Origin of the sequence: Roseibium sp. (assembly GCF_051016195.1) — a bacterium.
GTDB lineage: Bacteria > Pseudomonadota > Alphaproteobacteria > Rhizobiales > Stappiaceae > Roseibium.
On the sequence record NZ_CP134616.1, the window covers coordinates 3119942 to 3141362 of the forward strand.

The following is a 21421-nucleotide window of genomic DNA, read 5'->3' on the forward strand; positions in this document are numbered from 1 at the left end:
GCGCAGGTGCTTGATACAATTGTGTCTGTTTCCACCGTGGTCATTTCATTGGAACGCGCAAGATGATTTCAAGTGTGAAAGTTCTTCTGGCCTTCATGGCCGTCTTCAGCTTCGTTTCCGGCGCGGCCTTGTCGGAACAGTTCGGTTATGTCGGCGACAATCACAGCTGGTCGCTCAGCTGCAACGCTTCCGGGTATGTCCTGAAATCCCAATATCCTGTGACCCGTTTTTTCGAAGCGGGTGCAGCGTCATCGGTCACGCGCGAAAGGGAAACGCTTTATCTCGGACGCTCGTGTGATGCCTCCAGCACAACGATGGGCGAGGGCAAATGGTGCTGGGCAAATGGCGGCTTCTTCGCGGAGTTCGAGCGTCACCGGATCGGTTTTCCGCGGCAGGAACTGATCTGCCCCGGTGGAGGAGACGATTCCCTCGCCTGCGGCTGCTGACGCACAAGCCTGCGACCCACGGTGAGCAGCACTCAGACGATACCGCCGCCCGCACCGGAAACAACGGGACGGGTCCTGGCAATCGTCTCCCGATACCGGGACGTTCTGTAAGCTGAAACCGGATCAATTGCTCCGCCCTTTTCGGCACGTGCCAACGCCAGGATCGGTTCCACATCGGTGCGGTAGGCCTGTTTGAGTGTTGATGTCGCCATCAGTGCATCGTTGCTTTCCTGACATGCTTCCAGCGTGCTCCGGTCCACGATCAGGGCCTGCGCATAAGCGCGCTGAACTTCCATCGCCGACACCATCAGGCTCTCGATTGGGTCGGTGACATTGTGCGACTGGTCCAGCATGTGAGCCGGGTCGAAACCGGGCGCCTTGCGGGCCTCTGCGTCCACCAGTTCATTGAAGACCAGAAACAGGCGATAGGGGTCGATGCTTCCGGTATCCAGATCGTCGTCGCCGTACTTGCTGTCGTTGAAGTGGAACCCGCCGAGCTTGCCGAACTGGATCAGCCTGGCGACGATCATCTCGATATTCACGTTCGGAGCGTGGTGGCCGAGATCGACCAGGCAGTATGCCCGTTCGCCGAGTTCCTTGGCGATCAGGTAATTCGTGCCCCAGTCCTGAACGACCGTGGAGTAGAAGGCGGGCTCGAAGATCTTGTGTTCGGTAAAGAGCCGCCAGTCGCCCGGGAGCCGGGCGTAGATCGTTTTCGCGCTTTCCAGATACCGTTCCAGCTGACGGGTAAAGTGGGTCTGTCCCGGAAAGTTCGACCCGTCGCCGACCCAAACGGTCAGGGCTTTCGAGCCGATCGCAGCACCGATCTCGATACATTCCAGATTGTGTTCGATGGCCTGTTGCCGAACAGCCGGGTCTGTGTGCGAGAGAGAGCCGAACTTGTAGGACTGCCGCTGGTCTTCCTGATCCTGAAACGTATTGGAGTTCATTGCGTCGAAGGTCAGGCCGAGTTCGTCCGCCCTGTTCCTCAGCAATGACGGTTCCGCCTTGTCCCAGGGTATGTGCAGGGAAACGCTCGGCGTTGCCCCGGTCAGTTCGTGGATGACCGAGCAGTCCTCGAGCTTGTCGAAAATGTTGCGGGGCTCTCCCGGTCCTGGAAACCTTGCGAACCGAGTTCCACCGGTTCCAACGCCCCAGGACGGAATGGCGACGCCATAGGCGGACACTTTTTCCCTGATCCCGTCAATGGCGACACCGCGCCGTTCAAGCTGCTCGCCAAGGGCGTCGTAATCGCGGCGAAGGTTCGTGGTGAGCTTCTCGTTTTCCTGCGCGATCACCGCGCGTTCGATCATGGGCATGATCCGTCTCCCCTAGGTGATGGACCCATAAATGAGGCCGTAATGGTTTGAGGCGGCTTGCTTCTCGTCAAGGCGCGGAAGCGCAGGAAATGTCCTTCATTTTCAAGCCTTTCGCAACGCCGAGGAGGAGCAAGCCGGTCAAATCCGAAGGACATGGAAATGGCGTCACCCCGTGGCGTCAGCGTGCTTGACCGGGCAGGAAGCCCGCTCCGCACACCCTTCCTAACGGGATTTCGCCATTTCGCATGCCATTTCAGTCTCATTTATGGGTCCATCACCTAGCGCGTGAAGGCCTGAACGTTGCCGGCATCGACATTGAGAATGTTGCCGGTCGATTTGGATGAAACGTCGGAGGCGAAGAAGTAGGCGGCCTCTGCGATGTCTTCCGGGAGGACGGATCGTTTCAGCAAGGAGCGCTGCCGGTAGTGTTCTTCAAGGTCCGCCGTGTCCTTGCCATAGGCTTCCGCGCGTTCCTTGAGCCAGTCGCCCGACCATATCTTCGATCCGCGCAGGACGGCGTCCGGATTGACCACGTTGACCCGGATACCATCCGGCGCGCCTTCGAGCGCCAGGCAGCGGGCGAGATGAAGTTCGGAGGCCTTGGCTGTGCAATAGGCGCTGGCTCCCGGAGATGCGGCAAGGCCGTTCTTCGATCCGATAAAGACAATCGCTCCGCCCTTTCCCTGGGTCTTCATAAGCTGGAACGCGGACCTGGACACCAGAAAATAGCCCGTCGAGAGGATCGACATATTGTGGTTCCAAAGGTCCAGCGTGGTCTCTTCGATCGGTGCCGAGGAGGCGATTCCCGCATTGGAAACCAGAACATCGACGCCACCGAATTCCAGCGACGCCCGCGCGAAACTGTCGGCAACAGCATCCTCGCTGGTGACATCCATAACCACCGAGCGAACCAGATCTCCAGAGTGCCGCTTTGAGAGCACATCCACGGTCTTTGACAAGGCGTCTTCGTCAATGTCGGCCAGGACCACACAGGCTCCTTCGCGCAGGAACCGTTCCGCAGTCGCCGAGCCGATGCCCCCGGCGCCGCCGGTGACCAATGCGATCTTTCCCGCCAGACTTTTCGGTTTGGGCATCCGCTGAAGCTTGGCTTCTTCAAGGAGCCAGTATTCGATATCGAATGCCTCCTGCTCATCAAGGCCCCGGTAGGTCGAGACACTCGACGCACCGCGCATGACGTTGATGGCGTTGGTGTAAAATTCCGCCGAGATCCGGGCGGTCGCCTTGTCCTTGGCGAAGGTGATCATTCCGACACCGGGAACGAGATAGACGACAGCATTCGGATTTCTGAGCGCCGGGCTGTCCGGACGGCGGCACCGTTCGTAATAGGCCGCGTAGTTGTCGCGATATTGCGCAACCGCGCCACTCAGTCCGGCAATCGTCCTTTCGATCTCCGGGTTCTGAGGATTGAAGTCCACGACGAGTGGACGGATCTTTGTGCGCAGGAAATGGTCAGGACAACTTGTTCCGAGTTCGGCCAGCGCTTCCAACTCGTTGGAGCACACAAACTCCAGAACCGTGTCGCTGTCATCGAAATGACCGACCATATGCTGGTCGCCGCTGATCATGCCACGAATGACCGGCATCAGAGCGGCAGCGGTCTTCCGGCGGTCCGATGGTGGCAGAGCGATGCATTTCGCGCCGCCGAATGCGCTGTGGCCGAGTGTCTTCTGCTCGAACCAGTCGATCGCCTTGTTGATTGTGTCGATCGTGATCTCGTAGCAGGTTTTGGCGTCGTCGGCCCATGTGAACAGGCCGTGACTTTCCAGTACCACACCTTTTGCCCGGGGGTTCTCCATGCAGAACTTTTCGAGCCACAGGCCGAGCTCGTAGCCGGGGCGCTTCCATGGCAGCCAGCCGATATCGTCACCGAATATGTCCGCCGTCATCGCCTTGCTGTCGGCTGCTGCGGCGATTGCAATGATCGCGTCCGGGTGCATGTGGTCGACATGGGTGGCGGGAACGTAGGCGTGAAGAGGGGTATCGATGGAGGCCGCGCGCGGGTTGAGGTTGAAAGTGCAATGCGGCAGGTAGCCCACCATCTCGTCTTCGTGTTCGACGCCGCGATAGAGACCCTTCAAGGCGCGCAGCTTGTCCATGTAAAGCGTTGCGAACCCATCCATTTTGATGGTGCCGACATCGCCGCCCGAACCCTTGACCCAGAGGACTTCGGTCTGTTCGCCCGTTAGCGGATCTGTTTCCATCGCCTTGACCGATGTGTTTCCGCCGCCATAGTTGGTGATGCGTTTGTCCGAGCCTAGGAGATTTGACCGGTAGAGCAGCAGTTCAGCTTCCGTCATCGGCTGCGCGGTTCCATCATCCCATAAGTTTTGCAGCCGTGATCCCGCAGCAGAGTTCAGCATCGATACCTCCCGAAAATGTGCCTGACAGAGCAAGCCTCTTTGATTAGAAACTCGCTCGATTGCATCCACATGTCAATCAAAAACAATCAAATTCAATCATATTGCACTGCGGTATGATCATTTATGACATTTATTGATTGACAATGACGGATTTTGATGAAAACGTTTGAGTAACGGGAGGACGGAATGCACGAGAAAGAACGCCAGAGGATTATCCTGTCCGCAGTTCAGGACCGGCCCGTTGTGACGGTCCAGGAACTGGTTGCGTTGACTGGGTCGTCCGAGGCGACCATTCGCAGGGATATCGCGACCCTGCACGTGCAGAAGAAGCTGCGCCGGGTGCGCGGCGGTGCGGAATCGATCCATCCGCCGCAGTTCGTGGGCCTCGCCGGCCGGCCGTTTTCGGTCAATGAAACAATCAACATCGCTCAAAAGCGTGCAATCGCGCAAAAGGCGGTCGAATTGTGCGAGGACGGCGACCCGATCATCATCAATGGCGGCACGACAACGTTTCAGATGGTGCACCCGCTGGCGACAAAGCGCATGCAGGTTTTCACCAATTCATTTCCGATCGCCGAGCATCTGCTCAAGAATTCCAAGAACACGATCATGCTTTCCGGCGGTGCGATTTACCGTGAGCAGAACATCATTCTCAGTCCGTTCGACAATGACGTCACGCGGAACTTCTATGCCAAGCGCATGTTCATGGGCGCGCAGGGTCTCGGAGCACTCGGGCTCATGGAGGCCGATCCACTCCTGATCCAGGCCGAGCAGAAGCTGATCGGACAAGCTGACGAGCTCGTCGTTTTGGCGGATTCGTCCAAATTCAGCGCCCGGTCTTCGTTGATCCTGTGTCCGCTTGAGCGCATTTCCACCGTCGTGACGGACGAAGGAATTCCCGACCATGCGGCCAACATGCTGGAGCAGGCGGATGTGAGATTAATCGTGGCGCAAACAAGTGCCGCTCAAGCAAAGGCAACCTCGAGCGGGTAGCCGGTGTTCTGCCGGAACCTGGGAGGACCGGCAGCTATCTAGGGAGGAATAACATGAAACTCTTGAAGTCACTGTTGGCAGCAACAGCCGTTGCCGCGATGTGCATAGCTGTGCCGGCGCAGGCGGAAACAAAGCGGATCGCCCTGGTCGTCAAGGCTCTCGGTATCGGCTTCTTTGAAGCAGCCGCAAAGGGCGCTGAAGAAGCCGCCAAGGAACTCGGCGATGTCGAAATCATCTACACCGGTCCGACAGACACGACTGCGGAGGGCCAGATCGAAGTCATCAATGCGCTGATCGCGCAGAAGGTTGACGCGATCGCCGTCTCCGCCAATGACCAGGATGCGCTCGTTCCGGCCCTGAAAAAGGCGATGCAGCGCGGGATCACCGTGATTTCATGGGATTCCGGTGTTGCGCCGGAAGGCCGGCAATTGCACCTCAACCCCTCTTCCAATGCGCTGATCGGCAACATGATCATCAAGCTTGCTGCGGATCATCTGCCCGACGGCGGTGATGTCGCGGTCTTGTCCGCATCGGCGACCGCGACGAACCAGAACACCTGGATCGAGGAGATGAACAAGGTCAAGGACAACTATCCGGGCATCAATGTCGTCGCGACGGTCTATGGCGACGACCTTGCCGACAAGTCCTATCGCGAAGCGCAGGGCCTCATGCAGAGCTACCCTGACCTGAAGGCGATCATCGCGCCGACCTCCGTCGGCATCGTTGCCGCAGCGCAGGCTGTCTCCGATGCTGAAAAAGCCGGTCAGGTGAACGTCACCGGTCTCGGACTGCCGTCTGAGATGGCCGGCCATATCGACTCCGGCGCGTCCAAGTCCTTCGCGATCTGGAACCCGATCGATCTCGGCTACTCGGCCACGATGCTCGCCTACAATCTTGCCGCCGGCAATGCGGAAGCCAAGCCAGGCGCTGAAATCCCCATGGGGCGCATGGGCTCCTTGACCTTGAATGATAACAGCGAAGGCGCGATGGCCGACCCGTTCGTGTACGACAGCTCGAACATCGACGATTTCAAGGATATCTTCTAAGCTTCGCTAACCAGGCAAAAGCCGGCCCGGATAACCGGGCCGGCCCATGACCCAAGAACAATTCCAAATTCCGGGGGACTGGGAATGCTTGCGAACACGCAGGGCATCGGCAACGTGCATCCGTCTGTTACCACTGATCAGAAGCCGGTCCTGTCGCTGAAGGGCATTTCAAAGTCTTTTCCCGGCGTCAAAGCTCTCTCCGGAGTTTCGCTTGAACTCTTTCCGGGCCAGGTGACGGCCCTTGTCGGTGAAAACGGTGCGGGCAAGTCAACCATCGTCAAGGTTCTGACCGGGATCTACCAGCCGGACGCGGGTGAGATTTCCATCAACGGCGCTGCCGTTTCCTTCCCGACAGCCCAGGCCGCGGGCGCGGCGGGCGTGACGGCGATCCACCAGGAAACGGTGCTCTTCGATGACCTGTCGGTCGCCGAGAACATTTTCATAGGCCACGCCCCCAAGACGCGCTTCGGTCTGATCGACAAGACATCGATGCTCCGGCAGGCGAAGGATCTGCTTGGACGGATCGGTGCCCAGATAGACCCTTCGGTCCTCTTGAAGGAACTCGGCATCGCGAACAAGCATCTGGTTGCCATCGCGCGGGCGCTGTCGATCGATGCCGGTATCGTCATCATGGATGAACCGACGGCGTCCCTGTCACACAAGGAGATCGAGGAAACCTATGAACTGGTCGAGAGGCTCAAGGCAGAGGGCAAGGCGATCCTCTTCATCAGCCACAAGTTCGACGAGATTTTTCGCATCGCCGACCGCTACACGGTCTTCCGGGACGGGGAGATGGTTGGCGAGGGCAGGATAACGGATGTCTCGGAACCCGATCTCGTCCGGCTCATGGTCGGGCGTTCCGTCGATCAGGTGTTCCCGAAAAGACAACCCGAACTCGGTCCAGAGATCCTGCGGGTGGTCGGATACAGCCATCCAACCGAGTTCGAGGATATCGGCTTCACGCTGAGACGCGGTGAGATTCTGGGCTTTTACGGGCTGGTCGGGGCCGGGCGCAGCGAATTGATGCAGGCGCTTTTCGGAATAACCAAGCCCTCAAAGGGGGCGATAAGGATCGATGACACCGTTGCCGTAATCCGTACGCCCAATGAGGCGATCAACCGTGGCATCGTCTATGTGCCGGAAGACCGCGGCAAACAGGGGGCCATCAAAGGACTGCCGATTTTCCAGAACGTGTCCCTGCCGTCTCTGAAATCGACATCGCGCAATGGCTTCTTGCGCCTCGCACAGGAATTCGCGCTGACACGCGACTATACCCGGCGGCTTGATTTGCGCGCCGCAGCGCTCGATCAGGATATCGGCGAACTGTCCGGCGGTAACCAGCAGAAGGTGATCATCGCGAAATGGCTGGCGACTCAGCCGAGGGTCATCATCCTGGACGAGCCGACCAAGGGCATCGATATAGGTTCCAAGGCAGCCGTTCATGAATTCATGGCGGAGCTTGCTGCACAGGGCCTCGCGGTGATCATGGTGTCGTCCGAAATCCCGGAAATACTGGGCATGTCCGACCGTGTCATCGTCATGCGGGAAGGGCGTATCGCTGCCGAATTCGAGGGAGAAGCCCTGACACCGGAACGCCTTGTGCGGGCCGCGGCCGGTCTTACCGGAGGCGCGTCATGACGATGTCGTTTCTGAAATCTCGCGAACTGGTCCTTGGAGCGGCGATCCTCGCCTTGCTCCTGGCCATTGCGAGCCGATTTCCGGCCTTCATCCAGCCGTCTAACCTCGCCAACGTATTCAACGATACAGCACCGCTGATCATGCTTGCGCTCGGACAGATGGCCGTGATCCTGACGCGCTGCATCGACCTTTCGGTTGCGGCGAACCTCGCGTTGACCGGAATGGTCGTTGCGATGCTGAACACGTTTTATCCGGGCCTTCCAATCCCCATCATCCTGATGATTTCCATCGCGCTCGGGGCCATCATGGGTCTGGCAAACGGACTGCTGGTCTGGAAACTCGACATACCACCGATTGTCGTGACGCTCGGCACGATGACTGTCTACAGGGGCATCATCTTCCTGATTTCCGACGGAGCCTGGATCAATGCCCACGAAATGAGCGACAGTTTCAAGGCCTTCCCGCGCGCGGTTGTTCTGGGGCTTCCCGTGCTGTCCTGGATCGCCATCCTTGCTGTTCTCGGCTTTGCCGTTCTGATCGGACGGACTGCGCTCGGCCGCGCGTTTTATGCCGTCGGCGGAAATCCGCACGCGGCTGTCTATACAGGGATCAACGTGGGCCGAACCCAATGCGCCGCCTTTGTTCTGTCCGGCGCGCTCGCCGGCCTGACCGGCTATCTCTGGGTTGCCCGGTATGCAGTGGCTTATGTCGATATCGCCGGCGGTTTCGAGCTTGAGGTGGTCGCGGCCTGTGTCATCGGCGGCATCTCAATTGCCGGCGGGATCGGGTCTGTCGGCGGCGCCCTGCTTGGAGCGTTGTTTCTCGGCATCGTCAAGAACGCCCTTCCGGTCATCAACATTTCTCCGTTCTGGCAGCTGGCGATTTCCGGCAGCGCGATCATCATCGCGGTCGCCTTCAACGCGACATCGAACAGAAGCAAGGGCCGGGTGATCCTCAAGAAAGCGGAGCACGCGCAATGAGCGTATTCCAGGCAGACGAAAAAGCCCCCCTCCGGCAGGTTCCGGACCGGTTGCGCAGCCCCGTGCAGCGGCTTGTGGTGAGTTGGGAGGTCCTGCTTCTGGGCGTGGCCGTCGTGGTATTCATCCTGAACAGCTTTGCCTCGCCTTACTTCCTGGATCCCTGGAACCTGTCGGACGCAACCTTCAACTTCACCGAGAAGGCTCTGATCGCCTTTGCAATGGCGCTGCTGATTGTGTCTGGCGAAATCGACCTGTCTGTCGCCTCGATCATCGCCCTCGCGTCAACCGCCATGGGATTCGCCGTGCAGCTTGGTGCCGATACCCCGACCCTGGTCTTGGTCGGGCTCGGCGTTGGCCTGTTGTGCGGTGCCTTCAACGGTGCGCTGGTGACCGGTCTCGGCCTGCCGTCGATTGTCGTGACCATCGGCACGATGAGCCTGTTCCGCGGAATTTCCTACATCGTTCTGGGCGACAAGGCCTATACCGGCTACCCGGCAGATTTCGCCTTCTTCGGGCAAGGGTATGTCTGGTGGGTGATTTCCTTCGAGTTCGTGCTCTTCGCGCTGATGGCGGTGGTATTCGGCGTCCTGTTGCATAAGACCAGTTTCGGCCGTGCCGTCTATGTCATCGGCAACAACCCCGTTGGTGCCCTGTTTTCGGGTATTCGCGTTCCGCGGGTCAAATTCGCCCTGTTTCTCCTGACCGGCGTCATGTCCGGGGTCGCAGCAATCTGCCTGACCTCCAGGCTTGGAGCGACAAGGCCTTCAATCGCGTTCGGCTGGGAGCTTGAGGTGGTGACGATGGTGGTCCTCGGAGGTGTCAACATTCTGGGCGGATCGGGGACAATACCCGGGGTTGTCATCGCCGCCTTCGTCATGGGCATGGTCACGTTCGGCTTCGGTCTGCTGAACGTTCCGGGGATCGTCATGTCGATCTTCATCGGCCTGCTCCTCATCGGGGTGATTGCGCTGCCGCGGATTGCCAGGCGCATGCTCGCCGCAAGAAGAGGGTGAGACCATGGAAAAGTTTGCCTTCAAGATGAAGCTCCATCCGGGGATGGAGGCGGAATACAAAAAACGCCATGACGAGATCTGGCCGGAGCTGGCAGACCTCCTGAAAGAGGCAGGTATCCGGGATTACTCAATTCATCTGGATCGTGAAACCGGAACGCTTTTCGGTGTTCTGTGGCGGGACGATGCGCATCGCATGGACGATCTGCCCAAACATGCGGTGATGCAGCGCTGGTGGGCCCATATGGCCGACATCATGGAAACAAGGCGGGACAACGAACCCGTCGCGACGGCACTTGAAACCGTCTTTCACATGGACTGACCCATGCACGGCGGACGATATGCCGGTGTCCTGGATATCGGTAAAACCGATGCCAAGGTGGCCATCGTTGATCTTCAGGCAGAGTGCGAAGTCGATGTCCTGACGTCTCCCAACGTTGTCTTGCCCGGTCCATCCTATCCGCATTTCGATACCGCAGCGCTCTGGGACTTCATCTGCAATGCACTGCGGCAGCTTAACGCGTCCCATCCCATCGACGCGCTTTGTGTAACGGCGCACGGCGCTTCCGGCGTGCTTCTGGACGCCTGCGGTGACTTTGCCGCTCCGGTTATGGACTACGAGTTCTCCGGTCCGGACGAACTGGCATCCGAGTACGATGACATGCGTCCGGACTTTGCCGAAACAGGTTCGCCGCGGCTGGGCATGGGGCTCAATATCGGGGCGCAACTGTTCTGGCAATTCAGGTCGGATCCCGGCCTTGCAGACCGGGCCGCCGCGTTCCTGACCTATCCTCAGTATTGGGTCTTTCGGCTCACGGGTGTCCAGGCCAACGAGGTCTCCTCCCTGGGCTGTCATACCGACCTCTGGAAACCTCGTCAGCAACGGTATTCCAGTCTTGTCGGCGAACTGGGATTGTCGGGAAAGATGGCACCGGTCCGGCGAGCGAATGACTGCCTCGGTACCGTGACGACCGAGGTTGCGCAGCGGACGGGTCTGTCGCCTCGAACGGCTGTCTTTTGCGGTATTCATGACTCCAATGCGTCGCTTCTGCCCCATCTCTTGCGCAGGGAGCCTCCCTTCTCGGTGATTTCCACCGGTACCTGGGTCATTGCCTTTGCAATCGGCGGGCGCCGGGTCGAACTCGATCCTGGCCGGGATACGCTGATGAACGTGAATGCGCTCGGTGACCCGGTCCCTTCTGCCCGGTTCATGGGTGGCCGCGAGTATGAAGAGGTCATGGCCAGTCGGGCGCCTGGATGCGAGCCAGGTGAGGCCGAAACGGTGCTTGCCGGAAACATCATGCTGTTTCCAGCGGTGGAAACGCGGTCAGGTCCCTTTCAGGGACGACAGGCATGCTGGAGCGTGGACGACAGTCAGCTCAGCGATGGGGAGCGTTTTGCTGCGGTCTCCTACTACCTTGCGCTTGTCACCGCCGAAATGCTGACCGAAATCGGCGCGCAAGGCCCGACGATCGTCGAAGGCCCCTTCGCGCAAAATGACTGTTTCCGTGTGATGCTGCGGGCCGCGTCCGGGCGGCAGGTCGAAGTCCAGGAAGCTGCGGCGACCGGGACCGCCATCGGGGCGGCGTTGCTCGTGCGGAGTGAAAGCGCCGGCCGTGGCAGGACGAAGAGACATTCGCAAAAAACGCCGGTCCTTGATCCGGCTCTGGACGCGTATGCGCAGACGTGGCGCCAGACGGTCCGGCGGCGCTGATTGCTGCATGGTGCGCATGGATTTCGGGCCTGTCGTGCCGATCAGAAACCCTTGATGAACTGGTTTGCACTGAAGGCGATGTTGTAGAAACGCGCCATGAGCGGCGCAGAGGCGACCGCGGCGGGTTCTGTCACCGGCAGCGGCAGGTCTTCCTGTTTCATGCCTTTCAGCAGACCGGCAATGGCTTCACCGAATATGGTGCCGGTGGTTATTCCGCGGCCATTGTAACCGATGGGCGTGTAAAGGCCGTCAGCGAGGACATGAATGCGCGGGATGTGGTCCGGGGTCATGGCGATCTTGCCATGCCAGGCCTCCTCGAAGCGGACACGGCCAAGGTCGGGAAACATGCGGGACAAACGTTTCTGCGCCCAACGGTGGGACAAACCATTTGATTTCGTTCCGATCAGTTTGCCCATGGACCCGATGACCAACCGGCCCTCGCGGTCCTTGCGCAGCGAGGACATGATCGGGGCCGTGTCCCAGATCCCCTGTCTTTGCGGGAGGATCGCGTCCGCCTTGTCTCCCAGAGGTTCCGTCGCAAGCTGAAAGTAGTGGATTGCAGTATATGTCTTTGCGAGACCGGGCCAGAGTGCGTCCGTGTAAGCGTTTGTTCCAAGAACAACCGTTGCCGCGCTCAGGGAGCCTTCGCCGGTTTGAACCGACCAGCCGCTCCGGTCCTTTCTGAGTGTCTCGGCCTTTACTCCCGTGCAGATCCTGGCACCTGCCGCCTTTGCTGCGCGGGCAAGACCGCGGCAATAGGCCATCGGGTTTATCGTGCCGGCGCGATGGTCCCACAGGCCACCGTGGAACATGTGCGTTCCGGTCTTGGCCGCGACGTCCGATCGAGACAACAACTCGACCGGTTCGCCAAGCGCGTTCCACTCCTGGCATCGCGCTTCCAGATCCCTGAGGCCTGAGGGCGCGTGCGCCGCATGTATCGTTCCCTCGCGTGCCGCTTCGCAGCGGATCTGGTGCTTTTCAATCAGGTCGAAGACAGTCGCTGGCCCGTCGCCGAAGCGCTTGAGAAAGCGCGGGCCGTAGTTCTCTCCGAGTTTTGCGCGAACTTGTTTGGGAGGCAGCCAGATGCCTGCGTTCACAAGGCCGACGTTGCGTCCCGACCCTCCAAAACCGATCTGGCCGGCCTCCAGGACGCAGGCCGAAAGACCCGCTTCCGCGCAGTGAAGGGCGGTTGAAAGTCCGGTGAAGCCGCCGCCCACGATCACAACGTCAAAGCTTTCGCCTACGGGTAACCTGCCTTGAAGGTCTATTTCTTCGGCTGTCGTATCCCATATGGAAATCGGCAGTGTTCGATCCACGCCGGGGTCTCCTGTCCCTGATCAGTCACACAAATGCTCAGGCAGTGTTACTTGCAAGTATCGTCGACGCCGGTCAACATGGAAATGAAGCACCCCTCATCGAAACACCAGGTATCATGAAGAAGCTCAAAAAGAATGCGGCAACACTGGTTGCCGAGGCCAGGAGCCGTATCGAAGAAGTCGAGATCGAGGATCTGATCCGACAACTGGACGACGAGTCAGTCGTGGTCGTTGACATCCGCGATATTCGCGAACGTCAACGCTCCGGGTTCATTCCGGGGAGTATCCACGCCCCCAGAGGGATGGTGGAATTCTGGGTGGATCCCGAAAGCCCGTATTTCAAAGAGGTTTTCGGGCAAGACAAGAAATTCGTCTTTCACTGCGCCTCGGGATGGCGCTCTGCTCTAACCGTTGCCGCCTTGCAGGATATGGGATTTGAAGCCGCACACCTGCGCGAAGGTTTCTCCAAATGGGCCGACAACGGCGGCCCCGTAGAGATGCCTGAAGGCAGCGAATGACCGGTCTCGACCGGAGGGTCTAGGAGACAAACATCAAGATCTTGCCGCGTTACGATGCAAGTAAGTGAAATGAAGACTTGAGCCGACAGGATATATTGCATGCCCGCAATGCGCGAGTTGGTCGGTGATGCGGCCAAGATTAAACCCTTTTTTAACAAAAAGTACAAAAAACCAGCTGGTTTCGGGTCTTGGTCACACGTGTGTTCAAGCATCTATAAGTAAAAGAGATGTTTTGGGGTGTTGCAAATTTTTTTCAGATTTGTCATTTCATATAATATCTTGCGTTTTTATTCCATCGCGCCACGTTCAGCAAAATAAGATTTCTGCGAGAAGATATCCTAGAGTAACAATTTACTTTACATTCATACATCTCAGTTATATGGAATAACATGTGTGGGGGACGTCCGAACCGAGACGTCCGAAGATGCCGAATTCCAGTGTTCAGCCCCAGCTGAAAAATGCGTCGGTATACGCGTGCAATTTTACGCGCCCCATACGTTTTTCCAAACGTGCAACTCACACGCGAACCGGTGTCTGGTCCGACGCCACCAATCTCGTTTGCCACCCTCTGCAATCCCGTCACGCGCTGTCCCCGTGCGCCTGCGCAGTCATGCTTGCCGCGTTGCCCGGATGGGTGGGGGCAAGTTCCGGACGCGGAGCAGCCGCTCCCATAATTGGGGGCGAGAGATCGGTTGCAACCAGTATTGAGACTGGCAAGGGAAAAGAAAATGAAAACAAACCCGCCTAGTCCGGGCCATGACCTGGCAGCCGATATGTTTCCCCGTGTGCCTGCCGATAAACTCAGCCGCCTTGCCGCGGTCAGTGACCCAACCGGATTTGTGAATTCCGGAACGGTTACAGAGGAAGCGCGTCATCAACTCAACGTCGACCGCCTGAGCGTTTGGCTGTTCCCGCCAGACAAGACAGGTCTTGCTTGTGCGGTGTGCCACCCGCACAGCTCCCTGGAGCACTTTGTGGAGCGCAGGATTCGCGCAACGGATTGCCCGCGCTTTTTCGAAGCCGTTCTGGCCGAACGTGTCGTCGGAACCGTTGATGCCGCCCGAGACGAACGTACGTCCGAGTTTTCATCTTCCTGCAGCACATCGCGTCCCGCCGTTTCGATGCTGGTCGCCAAGATCGGATCAGCCATTGAACCCATCGGCATCGTCTGCGCCGAAACCCTGGAGGCAAAGAGGTCCTGGTCCTCGGGTGAAATTGCGTTCATTGTTTCGATAGCCGAACTTCTCGGCGCTTCGATTGACCGGCAGACAGATCTGCCGTTCGTTGCCCATGGAGCGCATGCAAAGACCGACTTGATGGCACCCGTCCATTGTGCATCGAGCTCGAACGAGCGGTATGATCTTGCCATCAAGGCGGCTTATGACGGTGTCTGGGACCTCGACTACAAAACCGGGCAAGTTTATTTCTCGGATCAGAATTTCGACCTGCTGGGAGAAAGCTACGACAATCCGCCGACGGAATTCGACTGGTGGCAGCAACGCGTACACCCGGAAGATATCGATGGTGTCCGGGCGTACTACCAAGACCTGCTTCAGAAGGACAGTCCATACGACGTAACCTATCGCATGCGGCACAAGGATGGCTCCTGGCGCTGGTGGCGTTCGCGCGGCATGGTCATCCGAAACACCCACTACGAGCCGGTTCGAATTGTGGGAACCAACTCCGATGTAACCGACCTGATCGAAACAAAGCTCGAGCTTGAAAAACGAAACCAGGAACTGCTGCTCGCCAAAAGGAAGGTTGAACACGCTGCTCTGCATGACAGCCTGACCGATCTTCCAAATCGCCGGTTCATGGAACTTGTTTCGGCCAGGAAGGCGCGCGGTGAGCCAGGCGGAAACAGGGCGCTTTCGTTCCTGCATATTGACCTCGACAATTTCAAAGAAGTGAACGATCTGCTTGGTCATGCTGCTGGTGACGAGGTGTTGTGCCGGGTCGCAGAGTGTCTGAAGGGATTGTCCGTCGAAGGGGATTTCATCGCCCGCAGTGGCGGGGATGAGTTCATTGCGATCCTTCAGGACGAGAGCAGCGCGGAAAGGTCCATAAGGTTCAGCGAACAACTCATCGGGAAGCTGGAAAAACCGATGTTTATCGAGGGCCGTTCGATCACCGTGGGAGCCAGCGTTGGGATCGCGCTGTCGGAAAGCCCTACAAACGATGCATCCGATCTGCTGAGAAATGCCGATCAGGCCCTGTACAAGGCAAAACGCGCCGGGAAGAATACCTACAAGGTCTATGACCATCAAATGAGCCTGCAGGCAGCGTACATTCGGAAAACAAAGGAAGAAATCCAGTTTGCGCTCGAAGACGGCGGTTCATTCGTTCCCTTTTTCCAGGCGCAGTTTTATGCCGGCAGTCTGGAACTGGCGGGTGCGGAAGCATTGGTCCGCTGGCACCATCCGAAGCGTGGGATCTTGTCGCCTGGTGAGTTTCTGCACTATGCGGAGGAAATGAACTGCGTTGCCGAAATCGACCGGCAGGTGCTTCTGAAATCGCTTGCGACTGTCAACGAGTGGCACGAAACCGGGCTTGCCCTGCCGCGCCTGGCGGTGAATGTTTCATCCGACCGCCTGGCCGACCCAAGTCTCCTGTTTTCGCTTGAAAACTTTGAAGACAACGTCCCAAGCCTTTCTTTCGAATTGATCGAATCCACGTTCCTCGATGATACGAGCGAGCAGGTCAAAAAAACGCTAAGCCAGTTGCAGGATCTCGGCATCGAGATGGAGATCGACGACTTCGGGAGCGGTTATGCCTCCATTGCCAGCCTGGTGAACATCCGGCCCAAGCGCTTGAAGATCGACAAGACCCTTGTGTCGAATGTTGACACCGACATGGCCATGACGAGCCTGGTGCAATCGATTATCGACATCGCGCGCACCCTGGAAGTGGAGGTGATTGCGGAAGGTGCCGAGACACCGTCGCAAATCAAGACCCTGACCGCAATTGGCTGCGACATCCTGCAGGGCTATGGTCTGGCGCGTCCCATGTCGGCCGATGTGTTCTACGAAACCTTTGCGCAGAAGCAGGCGCCCAGTGGTGCCGGGCACGGCCCGAGGGCGGTCAACGGAGCCGTGGCACAACGGCCGTGATGCTTCTCAGTCCAGGCGGGCTTCCGCTTCCCTGCGTTCGAATGCGTAGCTTCTCCCTTCAGCCGAAAGCTGGAGGATCCGTGTCGGCGCGCCCTGGTCGTCCAGTTCCACAACGCCGATACCAGCTGCGTTCAAAATTCTTCTTCCTCCTGGCGTTCCTTGCGGTTTTCTCGGCACGATCCGCATGCCTCGGCGCTTTGTGAGCCAATTGAGCGGCGATCTGGGTGAAAAGGCCCAGCGATTTCCGTGATCGAGTGCCGCAATCAGCCTGTCGGGCCACCTGTTCTTGATGCCGCTGGAACAGATCTGCCAGATTTTTGGGTCAATCTGCGTCGTGCGATGACGCGCAGAGTGACCGTTGCGCAGCTCCACGTCATACACGAAGGAATAATGAACGTCGCCGGACAGGATCACGAAATGTCTTGGCGTGTCGCGATGCTGAAAGATATTCAGAATGGCGCTCGCTGTTCCCGGATGCGCCATCCAGTATTCCGCGTCGACCATGAGGGGTTTGCCGATCAGCGTGAAGAACCTCTGCACCACTTCGATCAGCTTGACGCCGAAGATCGGTGCCGCTGACACCAGCAGCACGGCGTCCTGTCCCCTCAGCTTCGTCTGCAGGTCGGTTGCCGCTTCCCAGTCAAGAAGGCCGGATGGGTAGCGAGCGTTCTTTTCCGATCGCCAGCGACGCGTGCGCGTGTCCAAAGCGATGAGGGGCGGCTGCGTCGGCCAAATGAAGTCCCAGCTTTCGTAGCCGAGGATGTGGTCGATCGCCTCATCGTGCGCATCCGTTCCGGTTTGTGCGAGCGCGGTCTGAAACAGGCTGCCGAGGTCCTTGCGGATCTTTGCCGGCCGGTTTCCCCAGCCTTGATTTATGCCGTATGCGATCAGTGCGTTGCCGATGACACGACGAGACAGCGGATGTGCATATGCGGCGTCTTCCCAGGCAAGGGACAGGTTCCAGTCATCCGTGACGTCGTGATCGTCGAAGATCATTGCCGTCGGAATGTGAGCGAGGAGCCGGCGCACATTGCCAAGGCCTTTGACAAAGTCGCGGAGGGTGTCCTGCTCCCGGGCATACATGGCCCTGTCCTCGTCATCGAGGCTTTCGGGTGCGGTTAATTCGGGGAGCATGCTCCAGGCCGCCGGCGACCATACCAGAAGATACATGGACAGCATTTCGCCAAGCGTGATCAGGTGATTGCGCGCATGCGCCGACGTGAAGACGGGCTTGTTGGTGCCCCCGAACAGTACGTCGAATACGGTGCTCTTCTGGTCAATTTTCGGCAACAGCCGATCCCGGTGATAGAGGCATCCGCCGGTTTCGCGGAGCTGGGCGCCCGTGTGGGGTAAACCCTGGTCGGGTCCCTCGAAGCTTTCGTCGGGCAATCCGAGGGCTCCGGCAAGAAACATGATCGCCTGTAACATCGGGCCGGCAACGTCGTCGACGTAGACCTGGTCGCCGCTCAGAACGAGCATTTCGGGCAGGGTGTTGGCAATGCGGTCCCCACCGTCCGGGGCGGTCAGGCATTCGGCAACGAGACGGTCCGCCGCAACCAGGCCATCTCTGCATTGGCTGTGGGGCTTCCGACACGAACCGTGCATGACCGAAGACACCTTGTCGGGAACGCGCAGAAAGGGTGTTTCCCATCCCGGATAACAGAAATCTTCTGCCCAGCTCTCGTGATCCTGCCAGGCGCCGGAGGGGTCGTCGCTGAGCTGAAGGCTCAGCCGGTACCCGATGAGCGTTTCCTTCTGCAACTCCGTCCGCAGACGCAGATCGATCATGAGGTAAAAGAGTTGCTCGCCGGCCCTGAGGCAGGCGAGTTCTTCCGTGTGAGGCCGCAATTCGTAGGACTGCACCGGAGCGTCAGACGGGAAAAACTCCAGCCGGACACTTGCAGGTGCGCGCACCGCGAGCCAGAAGCACAAACGGTCGGACAGGGTCTTGCGCAAGATCGGCCCCGCCAGAACGGCCGGGACCTGCCGTTCAGCCGAGGTCGCAAATTGCATCGAGGGTGCAGTCCTTGTTCAATCGTTGTTGAGACTTATGTGCGTGCGCCTTCCTTTCAAGTCCCTGAACTGTCGCAAATGTCGTCTCCCGTTACAGTCGGTCCCGACGGACAGGTTCAAAGGCAGCCGCCATGACCCACCCGGGGCGGCAGGGTGTGGCTCCAGGTCTCACAACCGCCGGTCAAAGCCCGTCAGCCGTTTCTAACTGCCCGTCTTGAACCGCGTCCAGCTTCTGGTCAGCATGCTCAGCGTCTTGTGATCGCGGGGCAGGTTGGGGAACAGCTTCTGCATGAGTTCTTCCGGCGGGTAGACATTGGGATCGTTCCTGACTTCGTCGGCAACGTATTCAAACGCAGCCTTGTTGCCGTTTGGATAGAAATACTGATTGGTGACCTCGGCTATGGCTGCAGGTTCCATCAAGAAATCAATGAACCTGTGCGCGTTGTCAGGGTTGGGCGCGTCCACCGGGATTGAAAGGAAATCGAAGAAGACTTCGGTTCCTTCTTCAGGAATTGCGTAGGCGACTTCAATGCCGTTGCCGGCTTCCTCAGCGCGCACATAGGCCAAACCGGCATCGCCGCTCCATCCCAGGACAAGGCACAGGTCGCCGTCAGCCAGACCATTGATGATTGCACCGGTTCTGAAATGCCGGATGTGCGGTCTGACGGACGACAAGAGGGCTTCCGCCTTTTCCAGGTCAGCGGCACTGTCGGTAACCTGCCTGCGCGTCGGCGGTCGTCTGCGGACGCAAATTGTTGTAAACAATGTGTTGGACAACGGTATTAATGTGGCAACCACTGCAGGTTGGCAGGATCGAGACGCTGAAGGGTACACATGGCTGACACGAGGTTATGCTTACCTGGATGCCCGCACCGCAACCGAGTTTGGCACTTTGCGCGCCTATGTGGCCCTGCGCATGCAGATCGAGAATGGTGCGAGTGGCTACAAGCTTGATGCCGGCTATATCCAGTGGGGCGGGCTGACAGCTGGTTATCTCGCGTCCAACTTCAATATCTATACCGGTCAGGTGGCCGTTGGTGTTGTTACGCGTGACTGGTCTGACGCTTCCATGAACCAAGTTGCCTAAACTGCGGCCTTCGGCGAAGGCTTCTCCGCCACGATTGCGCTTGAAGATCGCAGCGGTCGCGAGGTAGGCGACTATGGTGGTACGCGGGTGCCGGACCTCGTTGGTGCGCTTGGTATCTCCCAGGGCTGGGGTTCCGCTCAAATTTCGGGCGAATTGCATCAGGTCTATCCCGATATTGCCAATAACGATCCGTTCGGAGGTGAAGATAATATTGGCTGGGCAGTCGGTGCTGGCGTCAACATCAACCTGCCGTTCGCAAACTCAGGGTCCAATGTCTACTTCCAGGCCTTTTATGCAGACGGAGCTCTGTCCTACATCGGTAACGGCATAACGGGTCTTTCGATCAACGATGTGGACATTGTTTCTGACTACTACGGTGATGACACCAATACCGGATACTCACTGTCAGCTGGTGCTTACATCCAAGCAACGCCTACTGTCGGGTTGGCGCTGGACGGATCTTATGCACACACAGATCAGACCGCGTACGAGATCGACCGCTGGGCAATCGATGGTTCTGTTCAATGGGAGCCGGTGTCCGGTTTTGTCCTAGCAGCGGATGCAGGTTACTCGAATGCGAGCATAGAGGACGAAGATGTGGACTGGCTCCTCTTCGGCGTTCGTATGCAGCGGACCTTCTAAGATCCGCATCACAAGTTCTGGCTGAGACCTCCAAAAATTTCAGTCAGTCAGCGGCCCGGCTTTCTCCAAGTTGCCGGGCCGTCCCCCTTTTTCAGGACTTGTTGCGCAAATTGATATAACGGCGTGTTCGAGACTTGTGTTTTTTATGCCGCTGCGGTTGGGAGCGGCTAAATTCTCAATCCATGTCAACAAACTGCTCGGCACAGATCGTCACAGGTTTAGCCGGCTAAAGACTTGCCTTGCTGATCGAACGCTGAGCGGTATGGCTGACAGTTTTCGATGAGGCTGACGATTGTTGTGCGCCCGAGTGATGTGCGCCTTGGTGGTGTGCAATCCTGGCCTGATCGTATTTGTCAGATGAGTCTTGACCCTAGTCACCTGAATCTGAAGTTCGACTCATTTTGCAGCGGTCTTCGAACGAACTTCAGATTCAAGAAGGTGACTAGCAAGTCTATGTTTCGAGTGCGGTTTACGAATTTGAAGTTCGCTTCGGAGACTGCTGAAACAATGATGCGAACTTCAAATTCACCGCACTAGAGCATGCGCGTCTGATCCGAGGCCCTAAACCGCAGTCTCATCTGTCGAAATCTCATCGGCCAAAATCTCAGATGCGGTGGACACTTGATCCGGGCAAAAGGGTGAAGCCGGCTTTCGGGCTGCGATGCGGTTCAAGCTTCGCAAACCGGACGGGCGACCCCGACAAGCCCGCTGCCGAAATCCGCACGTTTCCAGCAAATTCCAGAACCGTTTTTGTCCGGATTTTGTTGGTGTGTTGCGCTAAACGTGCATTTAAGTCCCCGAATCTTCGTTTTTGCACCGTAGGGGAAGCAGAAAGGAAACTGAAATGCATTCGGTTTCTGCATAACACCCCGATCCTTAAACTTTGTATCAATTAGGTGTTGCTCAGATACCATTGCCTTGACGCGAACGCATCAGTGATTTGAGCGCGGACATGAAATGTCCGGGATGCATGAAGAGCTGGTGGTGGACAACAAGCATGGAACCGTCGTCCCCTAATCGGAAACGGACATATCGCTCGGCTACCTAACACACTCTGCGCCGAGACAACTGCAGTCAGCATTGCTTCAACCCACAATGCTGACTGCATTTTTCTTTTTTCAGATCCGAGAACGCACCAGACCTCCATGACAGTGCCGTTTTTTGTCTTTCCAGCACAGATGACTGAAATCCGATTTGCCCTGCCGGTA

15 protein-coding genes and 1 pseudogene are annotated in these 21421 nt (G+C 58.0%); 11 read left to right on the plus strand and 5 right to left on the minus strand.

Annotated elements, in window-relative coordinates:
* The first annotated feature begins 62 nt into the window (after positions 1 to 62).
* Complete coding sequence (locus RDA78_RS14300; RefSeq protein WP_434055967.1) at positions 63 to 446, plus strand: hypothetical protein; 384 nt, start codon at positions 63 to 65, stop codon at positions 444 to 446.
* Between the two features lie 32 nt (positions 447 to 478).
* Here the strand turns inward: RDA78_RS14300 and rhaI are convergent, their stop codons facing one another.
* Positions 479 to 1765: an L-rhamnose catabolism isomerase gene (gene rhaI / locus RDA78_RS14305; RefSeq protein WP_434055968.1), complete on the minus strand. Its 1287-nt coding sequence runs from the start codon at positions 1763 to 1765 to the stop codon at positions 479 to 481.
* Between the two features lie 278 nt (positions 1766 to 2043).
* The gene (locus RDA78_RS14310; RefSeq protein WP_434055969.1) at positions 2044 to 4146 is read right to left on the minus strand and encodes a bifunctional rhamnulose-1-phosphate aldolase/short-chain dehydrogenase; all 2103 of its coding nucleotides are present in this window, start codon (positions 4144 to 4146) and stop codon (positions 2044 to 2046) included.
* A gap of 186 nt (positions 4147 to 4332) precedes the next feature.
* Here RDA78_RS14310 and RDA78_RS14315 point away from each other — a divergent pair, with 186 nt between their 5' ends.
* The 7 genes from RDA78_RS14315 (at position 4333) to RDA78_RS14345 (ending at position 11527) form a co-directional block, all read left to right on the plus strand.
* Positions 4333 to 5139: a DeoR/GlpR family DNA-binding transcription regulator gene (locus RDA78_RS14315; RefSeq protein WP_434055970.1), complete on the plus strand. Its 807-nt coding sequence runs from the start codon at positions 4333 to 4335 to the stop codon at positions 5137 to 5139.
* A gap of 53 nt (positions 5140 to 5192) precedes the next feature.
* On the plus strand, positions 5193 to 6185 hold the full coding sequence (gene rhaS, locus RDA78_RS14320; RefSeq protein WP_434055971.1) for a rhamnose ABC transporter substrate-binding protein: 993 nt from the start codon (positions 5193 to 5195) through the stop codon (positions 6183 to 6185).
* 84 nt (positions 6186 to 6269) lie between these two features.
* Complete coding sequence (locus RDA78_RS14325; protein WP_434055972.1) at positions 6270 to 7823, plus strand: sugar ABC transporter ATP-binding protein; 1554 nt, start codon at positions 6270 to 6272, stop codon at positions 7821 to 7823.
* Complete coding sequence (locus RDA78_RS14330) at positions 7820 to 8803, plus strand: ABC transporter permease (RefSeq protein ID WP_434055973.1); 984 nt, start codon at positions 7820 to 7822, stop codon at positions 8801 to 8803. The genes RDA78_RS14325 and RDA78_RS14330 overlap by 4 nt, the downstream gene beginning before the upstream one ends.
* Positions 8800 to 9816 carry an ABC transporter permease gene (locus RDA78_RS14335; protein ID WP_434055974.1) on the plus strand — a complete coding sequence of 339 codons (1017 nt, stop codon included), beginning with the start codon at positions 8800 to 8802 and terminating at the stop codon, positions 9814 to 9816. The genes RDA78_RS14330 and RDA78_RS14335 overlap by 4 nt, the downstream gene beginning before the upstream one ends.
* 4 nt (positions 9817 to 9820) lie before the next feature.
* Entirely contained in the window at positions 9821 to 10135 is a 315-nt protein-coding gene (gene rhaM, locus RDA78_RS14340) for an L-rhamnose mutarotase (RefSeq protein WP_434055975.1), read from the plus strand.
* A 3-nt stretch (positions 10136 to 10138) separates the two neighbouring features.
* Positions 10139 to 11527, plus strand: coding sequence for an FGGY-family carbohydrate kinase (locus RDA78_RS14345; protein WP_434055976.1), 1389 nt, complete (start codon positions 10139 to 10141; stop codon positions 11525 to 11527).
* Positions 11528 to 11568: 41 nt separating this feature from the next.
* Here RDA78_RS14345 and RDA78_RS14350 read toward each other — a convergent pair whose 3' ends face one another.
* Positions 11569 to 12843, minus strand: coding sequence for an NAD(P)/FAD-dependent oxidoreductase (locus RDA78_RS14350; protein ID WP_434055977.1), 1275 nt, complete (start codon positions 12841 to 12843; stop codon positions 11569 to 11571).
* Positions 12844 to 12959: 116 nt separating this feature from the next.
* Here RDA78_RS14350 and RDA78_RS14355 point away from each other — a divergent pair, with 116 nt between their 5' ends.
* Together RDA78_RS14355 and RDA78_RS14360 are read left to right on the plus strand one after the other, a co-directional pair.
* Positions 12960 to 13361 carry a rhodanese-like domain-containing protein gene (locus RDA78_RS14355; protein WP_434055978.1) on the plus strand — a complete coding sequence of 134 codons (402 nt, stop codon included), beginning with the start codon at positions 12960 to 12962 and terminating at the stop codon, positions 13359 to 13361.
* 728 nt (positions 13362 to 14089) lie between these two features.
* A complete protein-coding gene (locus RDA78_RS14360; RefSeq protein WP_434055979.1) occupies positions 14090 to 16471 on the plus strand; it encodes a putative bifunctional diguanylate cyclase/phosphodiesterase in 2382 nt (793 codons plus the stop codon).
* Between the two features lie 6 nt (positions 16472 to 16477).
* Here RDA78_RS14360 and RDA78_RS14365 read toward each other — a convergent pair whose 3' ends face one another.
* Positions 16478 to 18484, minus strand: coding sequence for an alkaline phosphatase family protein (locus RDA78_RS14365; RefSeq protein ID WP_434055980.1), 2007 nt, complete (start codon positions 18482 to 18484; stop codon positions 16478 to 16480).
* A 201-nt stretch (positions 18485 to 18685) separates the two neighbouring features.
* A complete protein-coding gene (locus RDA78_RS14370) occupies positions 18686 to 19159 on the minus strand; it encodes an extracellular solute-binding protein (protein ID WP_434055981.1) in 474 nt (157 codons plus the stop codon).
* Between RDA78_RS14370 and RDA78_RS14375 the strand changes: the two are divergent.
* Positions 19137 to 20213, plus strand: a pseudogene (locus tag RDA78_RS14375) (porin). The gene RDA78_RS14370 and the pseudogene RDA78_RS14375 overlap by 23 nt on opposite strands.
* The last annotated feature ends 1208 nt before the right edge of the window (positions 20214 to 21421 follow it).